A 19,019-nucleotide genomic window follows, 5' to 3' on the forward strand; every position below is an offset into this window, starting at 1 on the left:
TTGTTTTGTCCGCAGGAAAGTTCCTACAGCGCGCGGTATGCCCTTCCGGCTGTAACAGCCTGCCGACAATGCTAAGGTTCTGCCCTGGCTTTGTACTTTTCCAAGGAAGCTTTTATGCCGGACGCCCAGTCCCTCAATGCTGCATTCATGGTGGTCCAGAGCAATAGCCTGGACGAACTGCGCAGCCTGGTGGTTAGCGTCATGCGGCGCTATCCATTGGCACCCTTGGAGAACGAAATCGCTCTGGTGCAGAGCAACGGTATCGCCCAATGGCTCAAACTGGCTTTGGCGGAAGACCCTGAGGACGACGACCTCGGGGGATGCGGAATAGCTGCGGCCATAGATGTGCAATTGCCTGGCAGTTTCATGTGGCAGCTTTACCGTATGGTGTTGGGCCGAGACGAAATTCCCGCCAACTCCCTGCTCGACAAAGCCCCATTGACCTGGCGACTGATGCGCTTGCTGCCGCAGGTTATTGATCGCCCCCATTTTGAGCCGCTACAAAGGTTCCTCACGCACGACACGGATTTACGCAAGCGCTACCAGCTGTCAGAGCGTCTGGCAGATCTCTTTGACCAGTACCAAGTGTATCGGGCTGATTGGCTCGAGGACTGGGCCGAAGGCCGGCACCAGTTGCGCAATGTTCGAGGTGAAGTGAAGCCACTGCCCCCGGTCGTTTGCTGGCAGGCCGAATTGTGGCGTGCTCTGCTGGAAGATGTCGGTGAGCAGGGCATGGCGCAGAGCCGGGCAGGTGTTCATCAGCGCTTTGTCGAGCGCATAAATGCCCTTGAAAACGCACCTGCGGGGCTACCCTCGCGGGTGATCGTGTTTGGCATATCTTCGTTGCCGGCCCAGGTGCTCGAAGCATTGGCCGGACTTGCGCGTTTCAGTCAGGTGCTGCTGTGTGTGCACAACCCTTGCCGACACCACTGGGCCGATATCGTTGCCGACAAGGATCTGCTGCGCCATCAATACAAGCGACAAAGCCGCAAGACCGGCATGCCGGTCGTACTCGATCCGGAAGCGCTGCACCAACACGCGCATCCGTTGCTCGCAGCCTGGGGCAAACAGGGGCGCGACTACATCAACTTGCTGGACAGTTACGATGACCCCAATAGCTATCGCGCGGCATTCCGTGACGGGCGCATCGATCTGTTCAGCGAGACGCAGCCACAGAACCTGCTCAATCAACTTCAGGATGACATCCTCGAATTGCGGCCGCTCAATGAAACGCGTGAACACTGGCCTGCGGTCGACCTGACGCAGGATGAGTCTATCCGCTTCCATATAGCCCACAGTGCTCAGCGCGAGGTGGAAATCCTTCACGACCAGTTACTCGCCCGCTTCAGTGCCAATCCCGACCTTCGCCCGCGCGATGTAATCGTGATGGTGCCGGACATCGATAGTTATGCGCCCCATATTCGGGCGGTGTTCGGGCAACTGGATCGGCATGATCCGCGCTTCATTCCATTTACCTTGGCCGACCAGGGTCAGCGCGGTCGCGATCCGTTGCTGATTGCCGTCGAGCACCTGCTCAAACTGCCGGACAGTCGTTTCCCGGTAAGCGAGATCCTTGACCTGCTCGACGTTCCTGCATTGCGCGCCCGCTTTGGCGTTCAGGAACGCGACTTACCTACTCTGCATCGCTGGATCGAAGGCGCAGGTGTGCGCTGGGGAATGAACGCTGAACAACGTGCCGGATTGGGCTTGCCAAATGAGCTTGAGCAAAACAGCTGGCATTTCGGCCTGCGACGGATGTTGCTTGGATACGCCGTAGGCAGCTCCAACGCCTGTGCAGGTATCGAGCCTTACGATGAAATCGGCGGTCTGGATGCCGCGTTGATCGGGCCGCTGGTTGCCCTGCTCGATGCCTTGGAGCTGGCCCATCACGAGCTCAATGAGGCCGCTCAGCCCAAGGTGTGGGGCCTGCGGCTGCAGATTCTGATGCAACTATTCTTCAAGGCCAGTAATAAGCACGACGATTATCTGCTCACGCAACTTGAGGAGCTGCGCGAGACTTGGCTGCAAACCTGCGAATCGGTGGGGTTGGTAGATGAGTTGCCGCTGACGGTGGTTCGGGAAGCCTGGCTCGCGGGGCTGGATCAGGGGCGTCTGTACCAGCGCTTTCTGGCCGGTGCAGTAAATTTTTGCACACTGATGCCCATGCGTGCGATCCCGTTCAAGCTTGTCTGTTTGCTGGGAATGAACGATGGCGATTATCCCCGAGCGCAACCTCCACTTGATTTTGACCTCATGGGCAGTGATTACCGGCCCGGGGACCGTTCCCGACGTGAGGATGATCGCTATCTGTTGCTCGAGGCGCTACTGTCAGCGCGAAATCAACTGTACATCAGTTGGGTCGGACGCAGTATTCGAGACAATAGTGAACGGCCTGCTTCCGTGCTGATCGGCCAGTTGCGCGATCACCTCGCCAGTGGCTGGCGGTCGCTCGATGAGCACCAGGAACTCTTGCACGCCATGACCGAGGAGCATCCCCTGCAACCGTTCAGCTCGCGCTATTTCCATGAAGGCGACCAACTATTCAGTTATGCCCGTGAATGGCAGGTTTTGCACCAGATGCATGAGCCACACCGCGAGGCGGAACTACTCGCGCCCCATGTTCAGGAGGAGCCGCTGAGTCTGGCCCTTCTGCAGGATTTCCTGCGCATTCCGGTCCGACACTTTTTCACGCAGCGACTCAAAGTGTACTTTGAAGCCGCCGAGGCGCCCCTGGCTGACGAAGAACCGTTCGTGCTGGACGCATTGCAACGTTACACACTGAGCGAGAGCCTGCTCGAGGCCGCGCTTCGGCAGCCCGATAATGTCGATCGTGCGCTAGAAGACCAGGCACGTCGTTTGCAAAACAGCGGGTTACTGCCCATGGCCGGTTTTGGCGAATGCCTGCAACGAGAGTTGATCGAGCCGTTACCGGATCTGCTGCAGCGTTACCAACAACTTCTGGCGTTATGGCCGACTCCGTTGACCAGCGCGCTGCCGGTCAATCTCGAGTTGCAGGGTGTGCGTATCGAAGGCTGGCTCGCCGGTTTGCATCAGCGTGCTGACGGTGGCGTGTTGTCCGTCACGGCCATTCCCAACAGCATCGGTTCGATCAAAAGTCGGAAATGGCATCGCTTGATCAAGCCCTGGGTCAACCACCTGGTGGCCTGCGCCAGCGGACTCATGCTGAGCACGGCGTTGGTGTCGAGTGACGATACGCTGTTGCTCGAGCCGATGGAGAAGGATCGTGCCGCTCGGTTCCTTGGCGATCTTCTGCTCGCCTGGCAGGCCGGCATGCGCCAGCCGCTGCCGATCGCGGTCAAGACAGCCTTCGCCTGGCTTGCGCAGACTGATCCGCTCAAAGCCGAGGCAGCTGCCCGCAAGGCCTATGAAGGTGACGGCCAGACCACTGAAGGCGAGCGCCGAGAGAACCCTGCGTTGTCCCGTCAATTCGCAGATTTTGATGCATTGCTGGCGGATGAAACATTCTCCGGTTGGTGCGACGCGTTGTATCGCCCTCTGTATGAAGCGCCTTGGCGTTCACTGACCAGCGAAGGGGCGCGCGCATGAGTACCAAGACACCTTTGGCACTGGCCTTCCCGCTGCACGGCAGTCAACTTATCGAGGCCAGTGCCGGCACCGGCAAGACCTTTACTATCTCGGCGCTTTATCTGCGGCTGATCCTTGGGCACGGCGGCGAAGCGAGCGGCTTCGGCCGGGAGCTGCTGCCCCCGCAGATTCTTGTGGTGACGTTCACTGATGCCGCCACCAAAGAACTGCGTGAACGAATCCGTACGCGGCTGGCCGAGGCCGCGCGGTTTTTCCGTGAAGAAACCCCTGCGCCGGATGCCCTGATTGTCGAATTGCGTGAGCAATTTGACCCGGCGCAATGGGCCGGATGCGCCAATCGTCTGGACATCGCCGCGCAATGGATGGACGAAGCGGCCGTCTCCACCATCCACAGTTGGTGCCAGCGCATGTTGCGCGAACATGCATTCGACAGCGGCAGCCTGTTTACGCAATCCCTGGAGACCGATCACAGCGACCTGCTCGGCGAAGTGCTGCGCGATTACTGGCGACTGTTCTGTTATCCGATGCAGGGCGATGCGCTGAACTGGGTTCGTACCCACTGGGGCGGGCCGGCCGCGTTGTTGCCAAGGGTGCGCGGTCTGTTTGGCAGTGAGCGCGAAAGTGATGACGGCAAAGCTCCCGCAGAGTTGATCGACGAGTGCCTGCAGGAGCGACGTGCCGCGTTGCTCGAGCTGAAGATGCCATGGCGTCAGTGGGCGGATGAACTACTAGTGATCTGTCACGAGGGCGTCGCGAGCAAAGCCGTTGACGGACGCAAGATACAGGCGCGTTACTTCGAACCCTGGTTCGAGAAACTCAAGGCCTGGGCGCAAGACGAGTCCATGGAGCAACTGGACATCGGCACCGGTTTCACCCGACTAACCCCTGACGGGATGGCTGAAGCCTGGAAGGGGCAGCCACCGAGTCATCCGGGGCTCGACGCGATGCCGGGGCTCAAGGCGAGCCTCGACGCGCTGCCAACCCCGGATGCCGCTGTCTTGCAGCACGCGGCGAGATGGGTGGGCGCGCGTTTTGAAGAAGAGAAGCGTCGTCGCGCGGAAATGGGTTTTGATGACATGCTGTTGCGCCTGGATTCGGCGTTGCAATCCGACAGCGGCGAGCGCCTTGCTGCGGTAATCCGCGAGCAGTTTCCGGTAGCACTGATCGATGAGTTTCAGGACACCGATCCGGTGCAATACCGGATCTTCGAAAGCATCTATCGCATCGAAGATAACAGTCCGGACACCGGCCTGTTCCTGATCGGCGACCCCAAGCAGGCGATCTACGCGTTCCGTGGCGCCGATATCTATACCTACCTGCGTGCGCGTCAGGCCACCACCGGCCGCCTGCATACGCTGGGCACCAACTTCCGCTCCAGCCATGGCATGGTCAATGCGGTCAATCATGTATTCGAACGCGCCGAGTCCCGTGAGCAGGGACGCGGCGCGTTTTTATTCCGGGAAAAAACCGGGGAAAACCCGGTGCCGTTCCAGCCCGTTGATTCGCAAGGACGCAAAGAGCGGCTGCAGATTGCCGGCCAGGATGTCACGGCACTGAATGTCTGGCACCTGTCGACGGACCAGCCGCTGTCAGGGGCGGTCTATCGCCAGCAGTTGGCGGCGGCCTGTGCCAGCGAAATCACCGCATTGCTCAACGGTGGGCAAGCCGGCGCGGCGGGATTTGTCCGGGACGCAGAAGCCTTCCGTGGTTTGCGGCCCTCCGATATCGCGATTCTGGTACGTGACGGCAAAGAGGCCCGAGCCGTACGCACAGAACTCGCGGCCCGTGGCGTGCGCAGCGTTTATCTGTCGGACAAGGACTCGGTGTTTGCCGCCCAGGAAGCGCACGACCTGCTGTCCTGGCTCAAGGCCTGCGCCGAGCCGGATGTCGAGCGCTCACTGAAGGCCGCGCTGGCCTGCATCACCCTCAATCTGCCGCTGGCTGAACTTGAGCGCTTGAATCAAGACGAGTTGGTCTGGGAAGCCCGCGTCATGCAGTTTCGTGGCTATCGCGAACTGTGGCGCAAGCAAGGTGTACTGCCGATGTTGCGACGCTTGCTGCACGACTTCCATTTACCGCAGACCCTGATCGCTCGCAGTGACGGCGAGCGAGTGCTGACCAACCTTCTGCACCTGTCGGAACTGATGCAGCAGGCCGCGGCGGAACTCGATGGCGAGCAAGCGCTGATTCGCCATCTGGCCGAGTTGCTGGCACTGTCCGGTCAGGCCGGTGAAGAACAGATATTACGTCTGGAGAGCGACGAGCAACTGGTCAAGGTGGTGACCATCCACAAGTCGAAGGGACTTGAGTATCCGTTGGTGTTCCTGCCTTTCATCTGTTCGGCAAAACCGGTGGATGGCAGTCGCCTGCCGCTGCATTACCACGATGCCTCCGGCAAAGCCCAGGTGACACTGAAGCCTACCGCCGAATTGGTCGCCCTGGCGGATGACGAGCGTCTGGCCGAGGACTTGCGTCTGCTCTACGTCGCGCTGACTCGCGCGCAACATGCATGCTGGCTGGGTGTCACGGACCTCAAGCGCGGTAATAACAACAGTTCAGTGCTTCATCTTTCGGCGCTTGGCTATCTGCTGGGTGGCGGCGCCAGGCTGGAAGAGTCAACCGGCCTGAGTCGTTGGCTGCAGGATCTGCAACAGGACTGCGCGGCTATCAGTCTGAGTGAGTTGCCTCAAGCGACGCAGGAGATCTACCAGCCGGAGCGCAATGAGGCGATCCTCAGCGCCACATTGGTGCCAAAGCGCAAGGCCAGCGAGAACTGGTGGATCGCCTCCTATAGTGCGTTGCGCATCAGTGACGTGTTGAGTGTCGGCAGCGATGAGGCGCCGGACAGTCCGCAAGCGCAAAAGCTGTTTGACGATGAGCGCCTTGACCCGGATGCGCCGCGAGATCTCGTGGTTGGTGGCGCCGATATTCATCGTTTTCCTCGCGGTCCGAACCCGGGAACCTTCCTTCATGGTTTGCTGGAGTGGGCTGGCGATGAAGGCTTTGCCGTTTCCAGTGAGTCGATCAAGGACGCAATTGGCCGGCGCTGCAATCTGCGCGGCTGGCAGGGCTGGATTGTCACCTTGAGTGACTGGCTGCAGCACTTGCTCAAGTCCCCGCTGCCAGCAGGTGGCGGACAGCCTCCGGTCGTGCTCGAGCAACTGAAGCAGTACCGCGTTGAAATGGAGTTCTGGTTTGCCAGTCACAAGGTTGATGTCCTCAAACTTGATGATTGGGTGCGCCAGTACACCCACAACGGTGTGGCGCGAGGAGCCGCCGAGCCAGTACAGCTCAACGGCATGTTCAAGGGCTTTATCGACCTGACCTTCGAGCACGCGGGCCGTTACTACGTCGCCGACTACAAATCCAACTGGTTGGGTGTCGACGATACGGCCTATACCGAGCAAGCCATGGAGCGCTCGATCCTCGACAACCGTTACGACCTGCAGTACGTGCTGTATCTGCTGGCCTTGCATCGGCAATTGAAGGCGCGCCTGCCCGACTACGATTACGACCGGCATGTCGGTGGTGCGTTGTATGTATTCCTGCGGGGAACCCGGGCAGACAGTCGCGGCGTGTACTTTGCGCGGCCGCCACGGGACTTGATCGAACGCCTGGATCGCCTCTTCCAGGGTAAGCCGGAACCCAAGGCCGAACCCGCATGGGAACAGGGAGTCCTGTTATGAACCGTACCTTCGCCGATCTGTCATCGGCTATCGACAACCCGTCGAGCCTGGCGCCACTGACCAGTGCCGCAGATCTGCTGATCTTGCTTGAGCGCTGGGTCGAGCGAGGCTGGCTTCGTTCGCTGGACAAGGCCTTTATCGGTTTTCTGTACGAACTCGCACCCCAGTCCGATCCACTGGTGTTGCTCGCTGCCGCACTGACCAGCCATCAACTGGGTCACGGACATGTCTGCCTCGACGTGTTCGAAACCCTCAAGGCCCCGGATTTCGCCCTCTCTCTGCCTCCGGAAGGCGATGTACAGGGTGGCGCCCTGCTGTTGCCGTCGCAGTTGCTTGAAACGCTGGATGGCGCCCATTGGTGCAAGGCGCTGGCGAGCAGTGCGCTGGTTGCACTGGCAGCGGACACCAGCGACCCGGCGCAGCAGCGGCCGTTGGTGCTGTCCGGCAAGCGTCTGTATCTGCGGCGCTACTGGGCTTACGAGCGGCGTATCGATGCAGCGTTACGGACACGTCTGGCTCAGCCTGAAACGCCGCCGGATGACTTGCCCCAACGCCTCGATGAGTTGTTCGGCCCTGCAACACCGGGGGCCGTGATCGACTGGCAGAAACTCGCCTGTGCCCTTGCCACTCGCGGTGCGTTCAGCATCATCACCGGCGGCCCGGGAACCGGTAAAACCACGACCGTGGTGCGTTTGCTCGCGCTGCTCCAGGCGCCGGCGGTCGAGGCCGGTCAACCGTTGCGTATTCGTCTCGCAGCGCCCACCGGCAAGGCCGCTGCGCGGTTGACCGAGTCCATCAGCCAGCAAGTGCAATCGCTGACGGTCACCGAAGACGTGCGCGAGAAGATCCCTTGTGACGTGACGACTGTCCATCGTTTGCTGGGCAGCCGTCCCGGCACCCGTCACTTCCGTCACCATGCTGGCAACCGCTTGCCGCTGGATGTGCTGGTGGTCGATGAAGCTTCCATGATCGACCTGGAAATGATGGCTAACCTGCTCGATGCATTGCCGAAGCATGCGCGTCTGGTGTTGCTCGGCGACAAGGATCAACTCGCTTCGGTGGAGGCCGGAGCGGTACTCGGCGATCTTTGCCGTGATGCCGAGGCAGGCTGGTATAACCCGCACACCCGGCAGTGGCTGGAGTCGGTCAGCGGAGAGTCATTGCACGGCAGTGACCTGCACGTAGACCTCGATGGCTCTCATCCGCTGGCCCAACAACTGGTGATGCTGCGTCATTCCCGGCGTTTTGGTGAAGGTAGCGGCATTGGTCAACTGGCGCGGCGGGTCAATCAACAGTTGCCGGATGAGGCACGCCAGTTGCTGGCGGCCGGTCACTACGACGATGTGTTTTCACTGCCGCTCAAGGGAGAACACGATCACAAGCTGGAGCGCCTGTTGCTCGACGGTCATGGCGACGGTCCACAGGGTTATCGCCACTATCTGAACATCCTGCGCGAACAACGCCCGCCAGCGGGCAGACCGCTGGAGCATCCAGACTGGGTCAACTGGGCGCGGGCGGTGCTGCAGGCGTTTGACACCTTCCAGTTGTTATGTGCCGTGCGCAAGGGACCTTGGGGCGTTGAAGGGCTGAATCTGCGGATCACCGAAACCCTGCTCAAGGCACGCCTGATCGAGCATGACCAACAATGGTACGAAGGCCGGCCGGTGCTGATGACCCGCAACGATTACGGTCTGGGACTGATGAACGGCGATATCGGCATCGCCCTCAAGTTGCCCGAGCGCGAAGGCCCCGAAGCTGGCAGACCGGTACTGCGCGTTGCCTTTCCGCGAAACGACGGGCAGGGCGGGGTACGTTTCGTGCTACCGAGTCGGCTCAACGACGTTGAAACGGTGTACGCCATGACCGTGCACAAATCCCAGGGCTCTGAGTTTGCCCACACCGCGCTGATCCTGCCGGATGCCTTGAATCCGGTGCTGACCAAAGAATTGATCTACACCGGGATTACACGGGCCAAGCACTGGTTCACCTTGATCGAACCCCGGCCTGGAGTGTTCGAAGAGGCCGTGCAGCGCAAGGTCAAGCGCCTGAGCGGATTGATGCTGGAACTGGAGGAAGGCGCAGAGGCTCGGGAATGAAATAACCTGAAGTCTGATACCGATTACTGACCGGCGGGTCAGAAGACGCTGTCTCGCTGGTGTTACTTCGCTGTGCTATCGTTGCGGCATCATTTCGGTACGATCCAAGAGAATCCCTGCATGAAGGTGGCTGTCTGGGCGACAGAGCGCGTGGTTCGCTGCAAGCACGCATTGCTTGTCGGTCTGCTCTGTTTGCTGGCGGGCGCTGCCATCGCGCAGCCACAAACGTCGGCGGGCATGGCCGAGCAACGCGCCCAAGCGGTGACGCAGGTCGTGCTCGGCATTCTCAGCTATGCACGCTGGCCGGTTGAACCTGCGCAATTGCGCCTGTGCATCGTCGGCCCCACTGAATACACCGACGACCTGGTCAAAGGCACCACGCAGGCCACTGGTCGGCCGGTCGTCGTACGCCGACTGCTGGCCGACAACCCGGCGATCGTCAGCGAATGCGATGCGGTGTATATCGGCAAACTCACGGCGGATGAGCGCAGTCGGCTGTTTGCTTCATTGATCGGTCACCCGGTGTTGAGCATCAGCGAAGGGGGCGATCAGTGCACGGTCGGCAGCCTGTTCTGCTTGCGCGTCGGCGATGAACAGGTGTCCTTCGAGGTCAACCTCGACTCTGTCGCGCGCAGCGGTGTACGCATCCACCCGAGCGTACTGCAATTGTCGCGTCGCAAACCGGCGGCGCCATGAAACTGTTCCGTTCTGGAAGCCGCCCGACGCTGGGATCGGTCATTGGCCGTGGCCATTTGATTGTGGCGCTGGTAGCCGTGACGATGGCCAGCGTATCGCTGACCCTGCTGGGCGTTCTCGCGCTGCGGGTGTACGCCGATCACAACTTGCAGCTCATTGCGCGCTCGATCAGCTACACCGTGGAAGCGGCGGTAGTGTTCAACGACAAGGCCGCCGCGACTGAAGCGCTGGCCTTGATTGCGTCCACCGAAGAGGTGGCGGACGCGCAGGTGTTCGATGCGCAAGGTCAGGTGCTGGCGCGTTGGCAGCGGCCGGAGAACGGCTTGTTCACCGAATTGGAAATGCAGATCACGCGTACCGTTCTGGAAAAGCCGGTCAGGCTGCCGATTGAGCATCAGGAGCGCGAAATCGGTCACATTCTGCTGGTCGGTCATGGCGGCAGTCTCATGCGCTTTTTGCTGAGCGGTCTGGCAGGGATCATCCTGTGTACCGCCATCAGTGCCTGGGTCGCGCTCTATCTCGCGCGTCGACAATTACGCGGTATTACCGGACCACTGCGTAGCCTCGCCGCGGTGGCCCACGCCGCGCGCAGCGAGCGCGCGCTGGATCGGCGGGTACCGCCGGCGCAGATTGCCGAACTGGATAATCTGGGCAACGACTTCAATGCTTTGCTCGACGAACTCGAATCCTGGCAAACCCACCTGCAGAGCGAGAACGAGACCCTCGCCCACCAGGCCAGCCACGACAGCCTCACCGGCTTGCCGAACCGGGCGTTTTTCGAGGGCCGATTGATTCGTGCCCTGCGTAATGCCGGCAAACTCAACGAGCGGGTAGCGGTGTTGTTTCTCGACAGTGACCGTTTCAAAGGCATCAACGACAACTTCGGCCACGCCGCCGGCGATGCCGTGCTGGTGGCGGTCGCCAATCGGGTCCGCGCGCAGCTGCGTGAAGAGGATCTGGTGGCGCGGCTCGGCGGCGATGAGTTTGCCGTGCTGCTCGCGCCGCTGCACAAGGTCGAAGATGCCGAGCGCATTGCTGACAAGATTCTCGACAGCATGGACATGCCCATCGCGCTGCCGGGCGACACCAGTGTGGTGACGTCGCTCAGTATCGGCATTGCGGTTTTCCCCGATCATGGCGCCACGCCAGGTGCCTTGCTCAACGCCGCCGACGCCGCGATGTATCAGGCCAAACGCCTGTCACGTGGTGCTCAATTCACTGCCGGGTCGGAGAGCCCGGTTGTCAATCTGCAAACCAGGAGCTGATTCCCGTGTTCACACTTCCCGCTCGATTGTTTTCCGCCTTGCTGATGATCACCGTACTGGCGCTGACCGGCTGCCAGACCGCACCACAAAAAGGCCTGACCCCGGCGCAGATCGCCGTCCTCAAACAACAAGGCTTCGAGGCAACCGACGAAGGCTGGGAGTTTGGCCTGTCAGGCAAAGTGCTGTTTGGCAGCGATATCGAAAGCCTGAACGCGCAAAGCACCGAAATCGTCGAACGCATCGGCAAGGCGCTGGTGGGGGTCGGTATTGAACGCGTACGGGTCGACGGTCATACCGACGCCTCGGGCAAAGAGACCTATAACCAGCAATTGTCGCTGCGCCGGGCCAAGAGTGTGGCCAAAGTGCTGACCACCGTCGGCATGAAGGAAGAGAATATCCAGTTGCGCGGCCTGGGCAGCAGCGAGCCGGTGGCGTCCAACAGTACTGCCGCCGGACGCACCGAGAATCGCCGGGTGTCGATTGTGGTCAGCGCCGATTAATCGGCGAACTGCATCTCGCGAGTCTGCCCCATCAGCAGACCCTGATTGCGCTCGGTCACCTCACGGATGTAATCCCACAGAAGGGTGATCCGCTTCAACTTGCGCAAGTCCTCCCGGCAGTACATCCAGAACTGCCGGGTGATGTCGATTTCTTCGGGCAGCACCGGCAGCAGGCGCGGATCCTGCGCCGCGAGGAAGCACGGCAGAATGGCCAGTGAACGCCCTTGCTGCGCTGCGACGAACTGCGCGATCACGCTGGTGCTGCGCAGGTTCGCGCTGGCGCCGGGCAGCACGTTCGCCAGGTACAGCAGCTCCGAGCTGAACGCCAGGTCATCCACATAACTGATGAATTGATGCTTGCCCAAATCGGCCGGGCGGCGGATCGGTGGGTGTTGGTCGAGGTAGTCCTGGGTCGCGTACAGCTGCAAGCGGTAGTCGCAGAGTTTGCAGCACACATACGGGCCGTGTTCCGGGCGCTCCAGTGCGATGACGATATCGGCTTCGCGTTTGGACAGGCTGATGAAGTGCGGCAGCGGCAGGATGTCTACCGAGATTGCCGGGTAAGCGTCGACGAAATGGCTCAGCTGTGGGGTGATGAAAAAGCTGCCGAAACCTTCGGTGCAACCCATGCGTACATGCCCGGAAAGTGCCACACCAGAGCCCGAGACCTGCTCGCAAGCCATGTGCAACGTGCTTTCAATCGACTCGGCATAGCCCAGCAAACGCTGGCCTTCAGTGGTCAGGACAAAACCGCTGGTGCGCGATTTTTCGAACAGCAACGTACCCAATGCCGCTTCCAGCGAACTGATGCGCCGCGACACGGTGGTGTAGTCGACGGCGAGCCGTTTGGCCGCGGTGCTGGCCTTGCGGGTACGGGCGACTTCGAGGAAAAACTTCAGGTCGTCCCAGTTCAGCGACCCCAGGGAGGTGATGTTTTTTTGCATGATGGACGGGCTTATATGTGCGTTCTTATTAGAAGTTTGCACATCTATACTCCAAAAACAGTCCGACAACCAATTCGTGACACACGCCTCATCTCAAGGCGAACCCTTTCGCCTTGGCTCCTACGATAAAAACAAGTTTCGGAGACCAGCATGAACGCATCGCTTACGCCCAACGAAACCACGGTCCAGAAGGTCAAGCTGCTGATCGACGGCGAGTGGGTCGAATCGCAGACCACCGAGTGGCACGACATCGTCAACCCGGCGACCCAGCAAGTGCTGGCCAAAGTGCCGTTTGCCACCGCCGCTGAAGTCGATGCCGCCATCAGTGCCGCGCACCGCGCGTTCCAGACCTGGAAACTGACCCCGATCGGCGCGCGCATGCGCATCATGCTCAAGCTGCAGGCACTGATCCGCGAGCACTCCAAGCGCATCGCCGTAGTGCTGAGCGCCGAGCAGGGCAAGACTATTGCCGACGCCGAGGGCGATATTTTCCGTGGCCTGGAAGTGGTCGAACACGCCTGTTCCATCGGCACCCTGCAAATGGGCGAGTTCGCCGAAAACGTGGCCGGCGGCGTCGATACCTACACCCTGCGCCAGCCAATCGGCGTGTGCGCCGGCATCACCCCGTTCAACTTCCCGGCGATGATTCCGCTGTGGATGTTCCCGATGGCCATCGCCTGCGGCAACACCTTCGTCTTGAAGCCTTCCGAGCAGGATCCGCTGTCGACCATGCTCCTGGTGGAACTGGCTATCGAGGCCGGCGTTCCGGCGGGCGTGCTCAACGTGGTGCACGGTGGCAAGGACGTGGTTGATGGCCTGTGCACCCACAAGGACATCAAAGCGGTGTCGTTCGTCGGTTCGACCGCGGTCGGTACGCACGTTTACGACCTGGCCGGCAAGCACGGCAAACGCGTGCAATCGATGATGGGCGCGAAGAACCACGCCGTGGTGCTGCCGGACGCCAATCGCGAGCAAGCGCTTAATGCGCTGGTCGGCGCCGGTTTCGGTGCCGCCGGGCAGCGTTGCATGGCCACTTCGGTGGTGGTGCTGGTCGGTGCCGCGAAACAATGGCTGCCGGACCTGAAAGCGCTGGCGCAGAAACTCAAGGTCAACGCCGGCAGCGAGGCGGGCACCGATGTCGGCCCGGTGATCTCGAAGAAAGCCAAGGCGCGGATTCTCGATCTGATCGAGAGCGGCATCAAGGAAGGCGCCAAGCTTGAGCTCGATGGTCGCGACATCAAGGTGCCCGGCTACGAGCAAGGCAACTTCGTCGGCCCGACCCTGTTCTCGGGCGTGACCACCGACATGCAGATCTACACCCAGGAAATCTTCGGGCCGGTGCTGGTGGTGCTGGAAGTCGACACCCTTGATCAGGCCATTGCGCTGGTCAACGCCAACCCGTTCGGCAACGGCACGGGCCTGTTCACCCAGAGCGGTGCGGCGGCGCGTAAATTTCAGAGTGAAATCGACGTCGGCCAGGTCGGCATCAACATCCCGATTCCGGTGCCGGTGCCGTTCTTCAGCTTCACCGGTTCCCGTGGCTCGAAACTCGGCGACCTCGGCCCGTACGGCAAGCAAGTGGTGCAGTTCTACACCCAGACCAAAACGGTCACGGCGCGCTGGTTCGATGACGACAGCGTCAACGACGGCGTGAACACCACCATCAACCTGCGCTGAGGACTGGTCATGAAAATCGCATTTATCGGTCTGGGCAACATGGGCGCGCCGATGGCGCGCAACCTGATCAAGGCCGGCCATTCGCTGAACCTGGTGGACCTGAACAAAACCGTGCTGGCGGAACTGGAGCAACTGGGCGGCACCATCCGCGCCTCGGCCCGTGAAGCGGCGCAAGACGCCGAGCTGGTGATCACCATGCTCCCGGCGGCGGTGCATGTGCGTAGCGTCTGGCTCGGTGAGGACGGTGTGCTGGCCGGTATCGGCAAAGGGGTGCCGGCGGTGGATTGCAGCACCATTGATCCGCAGACCGCCCGCGATGTGGCCGCCGCTGCCGCCAAACAAGGCGTGGCCATGGCCGATGCACCGGTCTCCGGCGGCACCGGTGGCGCGACCGCTGGCACGCTGACCTTCATGGTCGGCGCCACCCCGGAACTGTTCGCCACCCTGCAACCGGTGCTGGCGCAGATGGGCCGCAACATCGTGCATTGCGGTGAAGTCGGCACCGGGCAAATCGCCAAGATCTGCAACAACCTGCTGCTGGCGATTTCGATGGTCGGCGTCAGCGAAGCCATGGCGCTGGGCGATGCACTGGGGATCGACACCTCGGTGCTGGCCGGGATCATCAACAGCTCCACCGGGCGTTGCTGGAGTTCGGAAATGTACAACCCGTGGCCGGGCATCGTCGAAACGGCGCCGGCCTCGCGTGGTTATACCGGTGGTTTCGGTGCCGAGCTGATGCTCAAGGATCTGGGGCTGGCCACCGAAGCGGCGCGTCAGGCGCATCAACCGGTGGTACTCGGCGCGGTGGCGCAGCAGTTGTATCAGGCGATGAGCCAGCGCGGGGAGGGCGGCAAGGACTTCTCGGCGATCATCAACAGCTATCGCAAGCCGCAGTAACCACGCATCAAATGGTGGGGTGAGCTTCTGTGGCGAGGGAGCTTGCTCCCGCTGGTCTGCATCGCAGACCCAAACCCGGTCAATGCGGTTCTTCATAAAAACCGCATTGACTGAATTTACGACTGCTGCGCAGCCGAACGGGAGCAAGCTCCCTCGCCACAGGCGGTTTCCCGGCTTTTTTGCATCAGGCGAAAACGAAATATTTGCGCACGGTCTCGACCACTTCCCAGGTGCCTTTCATCCCCGGCTCAACCACGAAGATGTCGCCGGCACGCAGGTGAATCGGCGCCATGCCGTCCGGGGTGATGATGCAATAGCCTTCCTGGAAGTGGCAGTACTCCCACTTCACGTAGTCGACCCGCCACTTGCCCGGGGTGCAGATCCAGGTGCCCATGATCTTGCTGCCGTCTTCGCTGGTGTAGGCGTTGAGGTTGACGGTGTGCGGGTCACCTTCGAGTTTTTCCCATTTGCAGGCATCGAGTACCGGCAGCGGGTGGGTGTCGCGCAGAACGGTGATGGGGGCGGTCGCGGTCATGGGAACTCCGGGCAGAGGGATTTGAAGTCGAACCCTATAGCGCCTGCTCGCCGTTCAGTTGTCTGTGCTCGACATCGAACTGCTCAGAAACGCGCGGATCAGTGAGCGCGTGTAACAACGCGCGGGCGTAATTCGGCAACGTAGCGAAGTCTCGGGCGCACAACATGAGCGTGCGGCGTGCCCACGTTTCATTGAGCGCAACCCATTTGAATGACCGCAATGCGCTTCGCTCGACAGCGGCCAGCGGCACAATTGCCAGCCCGGCACCTCGGGCGACCATGCGTAGCACCCCGTCGAATCCGTCGGCGCGGATGCGGATCTGCATCCGCGAGCCGCTGTGCAGCGCTTGTTCTTCCAGATACACCGCCAGCGCACTGTCGGCGCGCAGTCCGACAAAGTCATGCTGCAGAGCGTCGCTGAAACGGCTTTCGGCAGCGTCAGACAATGGGTGGTCGAGGGGGAGAATCAGCACCAGCGGATCGGCACGAAATGGCAGGGTCTGCAGGTCGGTGGTATCGACGGCGTCGGACACAATCCCCAGGTCCGCCGCGCCTTGGCGCAAGGCATGAGTGATGCGCGCGCTGGGCAATTCCTGCAGATCGATGTCGAGGTTGGGATGCTCGCACAAAAAGTCCGCCAGCACTTCCGGCAGGTATTCAGTGATCGCGGTGGTGTTGCACAGCAACCGTACCTGGCCTTTGACGCCTTGGGCGTAATCGGCCAGATCCTGCTGCATGCGTTCGGACTGTTGCAGGAGGACGCGCGCATGTTGCGCCAGCGCCTTGCCGGCCGGCGTCGGGCTCACGCCACGGCGCCCGCGCTGCAGGAACTCGGTGCCGAGCGAAGCCTCCATGGCCCGGATGCGCGCACTGGCGGCGGCCAGCGACAGATGACTGCGGGCGGCGCCGGCGGTGATGTTGCCGCTGTCGAGGATGTGCAGGTAGAGGCGCAGGTCGGTGAGGTCGAAGTGCATGGGGGGAAGCCTCTGGTCTTCGTGGTTTCTGGGCGGGCCCTATCGCTGGCAAGCCAACTCCCACAGGATGTGTGTTGTGCACAGAATCTGTGATCGACACTGAAACTTGTGGGAGCTGGCTTGCCAGCGATGAGGCCGGAAGTTTCCATCAAGTCTTCAGCCTCTTGTATCGAAAGAGGCAGCCTCAGTATATGGCAGATTTTCAGCACACCCACCAAGGCGCACAGTAGCGCCATGAACGCACTCGCAGACTTCTATCAAAACCTCGGCCTGGGCCTATCGCTGCTGGTCATCGCCACCTTTATCATGGCCGGTCTGGTCAAAGGGGTAATCGGTCTCGGCTTGCCCACTGTCGCAATGGGGCTGCTGGGTCTGGCTATGGCCCCAGCACAGGCAGCCGCATTGCTGATCATTCCGGCGACACTGACCAACGTTTGGCAACTGGCCTTTGGCGGGCATCTGAAAGGGCTGATCAAACGCCTGTGGCCGCTGCTGCTGATGATCTTCCTCGGGACCGCCGTCGGCACGTTGTCGATCGGCATGGCGGGCGGGCATTGGGTGGTGCGCGGCTTGGGCGCGGCGTTGCTGCTGTATGCGTTGAGCGGGTTGCTGCTGCCGACCCTGCAGGTCAATCCCCGGCATGAGCCGTGGCTCGGCCCGCTGTGCGGGCTGATCACCGGAGTCATCACTTCGGCCACCGGCGTGTTCGTGATACCGGCGGTGCCGTACCTGCAGGCGCTGGGTTTGCAGCGTGATGAACTGGTGCAGGCGCTGGGCCTGTCGTTCACCGTCTCGACCCTGGCGCTGGCCGGCGGCCTGTTCTGGCGCGATGCACTGGGCAGTGGCGAGTTGACTGCCTCGCTGCTGGTGCTGATCCCGGCGATGCTGGGCATGGGGTTTGGCCAATGGCTGCGGCAGCGCATCAGCGCCGTGCTGTTCAGGCGCGTGTTCTTTATCGGACTGGGCGCACTCGGCGCCCATTTGCTGATCAGCGGCTAGCCGAAGAAGCGCTGAGCATTTCGATCCGACGGATATCGAAATCGCGCTCCAGGTACGTCATGCGGTTGTCGAAAAACTCGCGCATGTGCGGCAGGTTCGAGTGCACGTCCAGGTGCGCCTGGCTTTCCCAGATCTCGTAGAAGATGAATAGCGTCGGGTCTTCCTGGTCGCGCAGCATGTGGTACTCAATGCAGCCCGGCTCGGCGCGGCTCGGCTCGACATAGGCGCGAAACAGCGCTTCGAAGGCCTCGGCTTTCTCCGGGCGGGTCTTGGCGTGCAGGATGAAACCGTGGCGCTCACTCATCAGATCAACTCCTCAAATGCAGATGGCTGCCAATGCTATTGCAACAATCTGCGTTACATTCGTGCTTTTTGATCAAATGTATTTTGCGTCGACGCGGCTTATTCCGCGCGAGATGGATGGTTAACCTGCCGCCATTCGTTTTCCCATCTTTCTCCAGCCCAATGGCTGCGCGAGGCGTTCTGATGAAAAAAGTGTTGTTGCTCAATGGCGGCAAGAAATTCGCCCATTCCGACGGTCGTTACAACGCCACCCTGCACGAAACTGCACTGAGCGTGCTGGATCGTGGTGGCCTGGATGTCAAAACCACGTTCATCGATGAGGGGTACGACGTCGCTGAAGAAGTGGCCAAATTCCTCTGGGCCGATGTGATCATTTATCAGATGCCGGGCTGGTGGATGGGCGCGCCGTGGACGGTGAAAAAGTACCTCGACGAAGTCTTCACCGAAGGTCATGGCAGCCTTTATGCCAGCGATGGTCGGACCCGTTCCGATGCGTCGCAGAAGTACGGCAGCGGCGGTCTGATTCAAGGCAAGCAGTACATGCTGTCGCTGACCTGGAATGCACCGCAGCAAGCTTTCGACGACCCGAGCGATTTCTTCGAAGCCAAAGGTGTCGACGCGGTGTATTTCCCGTTCCACAAGGCCAACGAGTTTTTGGGCATGAGCGGGTTGCCGACGTTTCTCTGTGTCGATGTGATGAAGCGGCCGAACATCGAGAATGATGTGGCGCGGTATGAGCAGCATCTGAAACAGGTGTTTGCTCTCAAGGCTTGATGGATTTCAGGCTACTATCGAATGGCTTGGCCTGATCCTGTGGCGAGGGAGCTTGCTCCCGCTGGGCTGCGCAGCGGCCCTCGCTTTTACCTGAACCGCAGGGGAGC

Annotated in this window: 14 protein-coding genes; 10 read left to right on the forward strand and 4 right to left on the reverse strand. The window is 61.0% G+C overall.

The window, feature by feature from the left end; translation table 11 throughout:
- Window positions 1–114 precede the first annotated feature (114 nt).
- The 6 genes from recC to OC71_RS07580 all read left to right on the forward strand — a co-directional run bounded on the left by recC (window position 115) and on the right by OC71_RS07580 (window position 11,810).
- Window positions 115–3,567: an exodeoxyribonuclease V subunit gamma gene (gene recC, locus OC71_RS07555; RefSeq protein ID WP_041066629.1), complete on the forward strand. Its 3,453-nt coding sequence runs from the start codon at window positions 115–117 to the stop codon at window positions 3,565–3,567.
- Window positions 3,564–7,253 carry an exodeoxyribonuclease V subunit beta gene (gene recB, locus OC71_RS07560; RefSeq protein WP_041066634.1) on the forward strand — a complete coding sequence of 1,230 codons (3,690 nt, stop codon included), beginning with the start codon at window positions 3,564–3,566 and terminating at the stop codon, window positions 7,251–7,253. Before recC ends, recB begins: the two co-directional genes overlap by 4 nt.
- Window positions 7,250–9,349: an exodeoxyribonuclease V subunit alpha gene (recD, locus tag OC71_RS07565; protein WP_041066638.1), complete on the forward strand. Its 2,100-nt coding sequence runs from the start codon at window positions 7,250–7,252 to the stop codon at window positions 9,347–9,349. Before recB ends, recD begins: the two co-directional genes overlap by 4 nt.
- Window positions 9,350–9,469: 120 nt before the next feature.
- Window positions 9,470–10,045, forward strand: a complete 576-nt coding sequence (locus OC71_RS07570) for a YfiR family protein (protein WP_041066640.1) — start codon at window positions 9,470–9,472, stop codon at window positions 10,043–10,045.
- Window positions 10,042–11,310: a diguanylate cyclase domain-containing protein gene (locus OC71_RS07575; protein ID WP_041066643.1), complete on the forward strand. Its 1,269-nt coding sequence runs from the start codon at window positions 10,042–10,044 to the stop codon at window positions 11,308–11,310. The genes OC71_RS07570 and OC71_RS07575 overlap by 4 nt, the downstream gene beginning before the upstream one ends.
- Before the next feature lie 44 nt (window positions 11,311–11,354).
- Window positions 11,355–11,810 (forward strand): OmpA family protein, encoded by a 456-nt coding sequence (locus OC71_RS07580; RefSeq protein ID WP_177327905.1) that lies wholly within the window; start codon window positions 11,355–11,357, stop codon window positions 11,808–11,810.
- Here OC71_RS07580 and OC71_RS07585 read toward each other — a convergent pair.
- Window positions 11,807–12,754, reverse strand: a complete 948-nt coding sequence (locus tag OC71_RS07585) for a LysR family transcriptional regulator (protein ID WP_041066648.1) — start codon at window positions 12,752–12,754, stop codon at window positions 11,807–11,809. The genes OC71_RS07580 and OC71_RS07585 overlap by 4 nt on opposite strands.
- A gap of 150 nt (window positions 12,755–12,904) precedes the next feature.
- Here OC71_RS07585 and OC71_RS07590 point away from each other — a divergent pair, with 150 nt between their 5' ends.
- Together OC71_RS07590 and mmsB are read left to right on the forward strand one after the other, a co-directional pair.
- On the forward strand, window positions 12,905–14,431 hold the full coding sequence (locus OC71_RS07590) for a CoA-acylating methylmalonate-semialdehyde dehydrogenase (RefSeq protein ID WP_025110541.1): 1,527 nt from the start codon (window positions 12,905–12,907) through the stop codon (window positions 14,429–14,431).
- Window positions 14,432–14,440: 9 nt separating this feature from the next.
- Window positions 14,441–15,328 (forward strand): 3-hydroxyisobutyrate dehydrogenase, encoded by an 888-nt coding sequence (mmsB, locus tag OC71_RS07595; RefSeq protein ID WP_041066652.1) that lies wholly within the window; start codon window positions 14,441–14,443, stop codon window positions 15,326–15,328.
- Window positions 15,329–15,512: 184 nt separating this feature from the next.
- On the opposite strand, the gene OC71_RS07600 is transcribed toward mmsB, so the two are convergent.
- Together OC71_RS07600 and OC71_RS07605 are read right to left on the reverse strand one after the other, a co-directional pair.
- Window positions 15,513–15,863 (reverse strand): cupin domain-containing protein, encoded by a 351-nt coding sequence (locus OC71_RS07600; protein WP_003221437.1) that lies wholly within the window; start codon window positions 15,861–15,863, stop codon window positions 15,513–15,515.
- A gap of 34 nt (window positions 15,864–15,897) precedes the next feature.
- Window positions 15,898–16,836 (reverse strand): LysR family transcriptional regulator, encoded by a 939-nt coding sequence (locus tag OC71_RS07605; RefSeq protein ID WP_041066655.1) that lies wholly within the window; start codon window positions 16,834–16,836, stop codon window positions 15,898–15,900.
- 234 nt (window positions 16,837–17,070) lie between these two features.
- On the opposite strand from OC71_RS07605, the gene OC71_RS07610 reads away from it, so the two are divergent.
- Window positions 17,071–17,835 (forward strand): sulfite exporter TauE/SafE family protein, encoded by a 765-nt coding sequence (locus OC71_RS07610; RefSeq protein ID WP_041066657.1) that lies wholly within the window; start codon window positions 17,071–17,073, stop codon window positions 17,833–17,835.
- Here OC71_RS07610 and OC71_RS07615 read toward each other — a convergent pair.
- A complete protein-coding gene (locus OC71_RS07615) occupies window positions 17,825–18,139 on the reverse strand; it encodes a putative quinol monooxygenase (RefSeq protein WP_041066659.1) in 315 nt (104 codons plus the stop codon). The two genes, OC71_RS07610 and OC71_RS07615, sit on opposite strands and share 11 nt — an antisense overlap.
- 182 nt (window positions 18,140–18,321) lie before the next feature.
- On the opposite strand from OC71_RS07615, the gene OC71_RS07620 reads away from it, so the two are divergent.
- The gene (locus OC71_RS07620; RefSeq protein ID WP_041066661.1) at window positions 18,322–18,912 is read left to right on the forward strand and encodes an NAD(P)H-dependent oxidoreductase; all 591 of its coding nucleotides are present in this window, start codon (window positions 18,322–18,324) and stop codon (window positions 18,910–18,912) included.
- Window positions 18,913–19,019 lie beyond the last annotated feature (107 nt).

The sequence above is a fragment of the Pseudomonas sp. W15Feb9B genome (genome assembly GCF_000828175.1).
Lineage (GTDB): Bacteria > Pseudomonadota > Gammaproteobacteria > Pseudomonadales > Pseudomonadaceae > Aquipseudomonas > Aquipseudomonas parakoreensis.

Bases quoted from the DNA above. Each gene is read 5' to 3' on its own strand.
- mmsB (WP_041066652.1), top strand. From the start codon at position 14,441: ATGAAAATCGCATTTATCGGTCTGGGCAACATGGGCGCGCCGATGGCG.
- OC71_RS07605 (WP_041066655.1), bottom strand. From the start codon at position 16,836: ATGCACTTCGACCTCACCGACCTGCGCCTCTACCTGCACATCCTCGAC.
- recD (WP_041066638.1), top strand. From the start codon at position 7,250: ATGAACCGTACCTTCGCCGATCTGTCATCGGCTATCGACAACCCGTCG.
- OC71_RS07575 (WP_041066643.1), top strand. From the start codon at position 10,042: ATGAAACTGTTCCGTTCTGGAAGCCGCCCGACGCTGGGATCGGTCATT.
- OC71_RS07580 (WP_177327905.1), top strand. From the start codon at position 11,355: ATGATCACCGTACTGGCGCTGACCGGCTGCCAGACCGCACCACAAAAA.
- recC (WP_041066629.1), top strand. From the start codon at position 115: ATGCCGGACGCCCAGTCCCTCAATGCTGCATTCATGGTGGTCCAGAGC.
- OC71_RS07570 (WP_041066640.1), top strand. From the start codon at position 9,470: ATGAAGGTGGCTGTCTGGGCGACAGAGCGCGTGGTTCGCTGCAAGCAC.
- OC71_RS07600 (WP_003221437.1), bottom strand. From the start codon at position 15,863: ATGACCGCGACCGCCCCCATCACCGTTCTGCGCGACACCCACCCGCTG.
- OC71_RS07620 (WP_041066661.1), top strand. From the start codon at position 18,322: ATGAAAAAAGTGTTGTTGCTCAATGGCGGCAAGAAATTCGCCCATTCC.
- OC71_RS07610 (WP_041066657.1), top strand. From the start codon at position 17,071: ATGAACGCACTCGCAGACTTCTATCAAAACCTCGGCCTGGGCCTATCG.
- OC71_RS07590 (WP_025110541.1), top strand. From the start codon at position 12,905: ATGAACGCATCGCTTACGCCCAACGAAACCACGGTCCAGAAGGTCAAG.
- OC71_RS07615 (WP_041066659.1), bottom strand. From the start codon at position 18,139: ATGAGTGAGCGCCACGGTTTCATCCTGCACGCCAAGACCCGCCCGGAG.
- OC71_RS07585 (WP_041066648.1), bottom strand. From the start codon at position 12,754: ATGCAAAAAAACATCACCTCCCTGGGGTCGCTGAACTGGGACGACCTG.
- recB (WP_041066634.1), top strand. From the start codon at position 3,564: ATGAGTACCAAGACACCTTTGGCACTGGCCTTCCCGCTGCACGGCAGT.